The 3,189-nt window shown below is 64.9% G+C and carries 2 protein-coding genes and 1 pseudogene; 2 read left to right on the forward strand and 1 reads right to left on the reverse strand.

Annotated features, from left to right (window positions below; genetic code table 11):
• Positions 1-1,392: pseudogene (locus tag EOA60_RS25530) on the reverse strand (M48 family metalloprotease); the annotation flags it as partial.
• A gap of 187 nt (positions 1,393-1,579) precedes the next feature.
• Here EOA60_RS25530 and EOA60_RS25535 point away from each other — a divergent pair.
• Both EOA60_RS25535 and EOA60_RS25540 read left to right on the forward strand, forming a co-directional pair.
• Complete coding sequence (locus EOA60_RS25535; protein ID WP_127216806.1) at positions 1,580-2,728, forward strand: aminotransferase class I/II-fold pyridoxal phosphate-dependent enzyme; 1,149 nt, start codon at positions 1,580-1,582, stop codon at positions 2,726-2,728.
• A gap of 5 nt (positions 2,729-2,733) precedes the next feature.
• Positions 2,734-3,189: glutaminase (locus EOA60_RS25540; protein WP_206628224.1), on the forward strand; the 456-nt coding region annotated here is incomplete at its 3' end.

Genomic DNA, 3,189 nt, shown 5'->3' on the forward strand with positions numbered 1-3,189 from the left:
GCGTGTAGTTTATGATATCCTGCGCGCGAAGCCAGCGGGGCTCGCCGCGCTTCAATTTCTGTTGAGCGCGCATGGCGAAGATCTTCGCGTTCTTATAGTCGGCCGAATAGAAATGGCCCTCCGCTGTCGCAAGGTCGGCGGCCGGGATTTGCCCCAATTCGGCATAGGCTTGAGCCAGATAGCGGTAGGCTACGGCGTTTTCCTTGTCGCGCCCGATCCCGCTGTTGAGCTGCGCCACCGCTTTGTTGATTGAGTCCGGCGTGCCGACCGCCATCAGCGCCTGGCCGAGCGAGACCAGCAGCAAGCCGGACCGCGCCGCGTCGAGGCTCGCCGCTTTGGCATAGGCATCCGCGGCGTCCTTGGGCCTGTTGGCCTTCATCAGGATGTCGCCGCGCAGTTCCTGGAAATAGGGGTTCTTCGGCTGTTCCTTGATTAGGGCCGCGGTTTTCGTCAGCGCGGCGCCAGGATTGCCGTAGAGATAGGTCTGCTGCGCGTCGCCATAGCGCGAGGCAAGGCTGGTCGGGTTCTTGCGCATCAGCCGCGCCACGGCCGCCTGGCCTTGCATATAGGCCGCGATCTTGATGCGCATCATGTCATGCCGCTGCTGCAGCGCCGGCGCGTCGACCTGGCTGACATATGGGCTCGCCTTGACCAGCACCTCGAGATTGGCGATGCGCTCCCGGGGCATCGGATGGCTGATCCGGTAAGGATCGAGCTGGGTGCCCGACAGCGAAAGCGCGCTCTGGAAGCGCCCGAAGGTCTTCAGCATGCCCATGCCGGACTGGCCGGTGGCATTGAGGTAGGTGATCGCCGAGCGGTCGGCGGTGATTTCTTCGCCGCGCTGATAAGCAAGGATGCTGCGCTGCGCCATCTCGCCGCCGCCGGCGGCGACGCCCATGCCGGCGCCGGCAAGGCCGCGGCTGTTGGTGGTGGCGCCGGCCACGATCGCGCCCGCCCCGAGCAGCGTGGCGATGATGGCCATGGTCTTGGCGCGATCGAGTTGATCGCGCAGCTTCTGCTGGTGGCCGCCGGCAATATGGCCGGCCTCGTGCGCGATGACGCCGATGATCTCGTTCGGCGTCTCGGCCGTCACCAGCGCGCCGGTGTTGATGAACAGGCGGCGGCCGGTCACGAACGCATTGAAGCTCTGGTCGTTGACGAGAACGATGTCGATCCCGTCATTGGCAAGGCCCGCCGCCTTGAAGATCGGTCGGGCATAGTCGCGCACCAGCGCCTCGATCTCGGCGTCGCGCACCACCGGCACGCCTTGCGCGAAGGCGCTCAGCGAAGTGGACACCGCGACGGCGGCGGCAAGCAGGAGCGTCGCGAACCCGCGCGCGGTTCGCCCTATTGCGGTCGATCTATCGATCATCGTTCGGGTCGGCTCAACATGACAGGTCCACTGGTAGACGAGCGGGCGAAGGATGAAAAGTCGGCGCCGATAACTTCCTGCGCGCTTGTGATCCCCACACCAATCGGGCATTTGTGCGGCGCTGCCGTCGAACTCCCGGCAGTTCCAGGGCAAGCGAGCGATGGTTTGCCTGTGGATTTGCCAACCAAAGGCAGGCTGAAGAGTCAGATGGTCGTTTCGCTTTCACGCCGCGGCGAGGTCGAGCCGTTCCACGCCATGGATATTCTGGCCGAGGCCAACCGGCTGAAGGCGACCGGGATTCCCGTGGTATCGATGGCGGTCGGCCAGCCGTCGGACCCGGCGCCGGTCGGCGTCCGCGAAGCCGCCGCTCTCGCGCTGAAGCACGGCCGCATCGGCTACACCGATGCTCTTGGCCTGGCGGAGCTGCGCAAGGCGATCGCCGCGCACTATGGCGAGCATTACGGAATCGATGTCGCGCCCGCCCGTATCGCCGTCACAACCGGATCGTCCGCCGCCTTCAACCTGGCTTTCCTGGCGATGTTCGATCCCGGCGACCGCGTCGCCATCGCCGCGCCCGGCTATCCGGCCTACCGCAACATCATGGCCGCGCTTGGCATCGAGATCGTCGAGATCGAGCTTGGATCGGACGCCTATCTGCATGCCGACCACCTGAAGAGCGCACACCGCGAGAAGCCGTTGAAAGGCGTGCTGTTTGCCAGTCCAGCCAATCCGACCGGCGCGGTCATTCCAGCCGACGAGCTTTCCGCGTTGGTGAAGACCGCAGGCGAGCTTGGCATCGCGGTGATCTCGGATGAAATCTACCACCGGCTGGCCTATGCCGCGCCCGACGTCACTGCACTTGCCTATGGCGCCGGCGTGACGGTGATCAACTCCTTCTCGAAATATTATTGCATGACCGGGTGGCGCATCGGCTGGATGGTGCTGCCGGACGAACTGGTGCGGCCGGTCGAGCGCATCGCGCAGAGCCTCTACATCTCGCCGCCGGAACTATCGCAGGTCGCGGCGATCGAGGCCTTCAATGCCACGCAAGAGCTGGAAGCGGTGAAGGCGCGTTATGCCTGGAACCGCGACCTGCTGATGAAGCGTCTGCCGGAGCTGGGCTTCCCGCTCGCGGCGCCCATGGACGGCGCGTTCTACGCCTTCTGCGATGTCACGCGGCACACCAATGACAGCATGGCCTTCGCGCGCAAGATGCTGGCCGAGGCGCATGTGGCGGCCACGCCCGGCCGTGATTTCGATCCGCTCCAGGGCCATCGCACCATGCGCTTTTCCTATGCCGGCAGCCATGACGACATGGTCGAGGCGCTGGCGCGCATCGAAAGCTGGCTGAAATAGACGCCATGCCCGAGCTTGAACAGGCGCTGGCGGAAGTGGCCGCCGAAATGACCGAGCGCAGCGATCGCGGCGATGTCGCCACCTATATCCCGCAGCTCGGCAAGGTCGATCCGAAGAAATTCGGCATTGCCGCCGTGACCAATGACGGGCGCATCATCCTTGCCGGCGATGCCGATCAGCCCTTTTCTATCCAGAGCGTCTCGAAGGTGTTCACGCTGACCCTGGCGCTGGGCAAGGTCGGCGATGCGTTGTGGCAGCGTGTCGGCCGCGAGCCGTCGGGCAATCCGTTCAACTCGATCGTCCAGCTCGAGCATGAGAGCGGCATTCCGCGCAATCCGTTCATCAACGCCGGCGCCATCGTCGTGTCCGACATCCTGCTTGCCGGGCATCAGCCGCGCGAGGCGATCGGCGAGATCCTGCGCTTCGTCCAGTTCCTGGCCGACGACGACACGATCATCATC

The sequence above is a fragment of the Mesorhizobium sp. M1A.F.Ca.IN.020.06.1.1 genome (assembly GCF_004023265.1).
Lineage (GTDB): Bacteria > Pseudomonadota > Alphaproteobacteria > Rhizobiales > Rhizobiaceae > Mesorhizobium.

What these genes read in the sequence shown, in the direction of transcription:
- EOA60_RS25535 (WP_127216806.1), top strand. Translation starts at nt 1,580, where the DNA reads ATGGTCGTTTCGCTTTCACGCCGCGGCGAGGTCGAGCCGTTCCACGCC.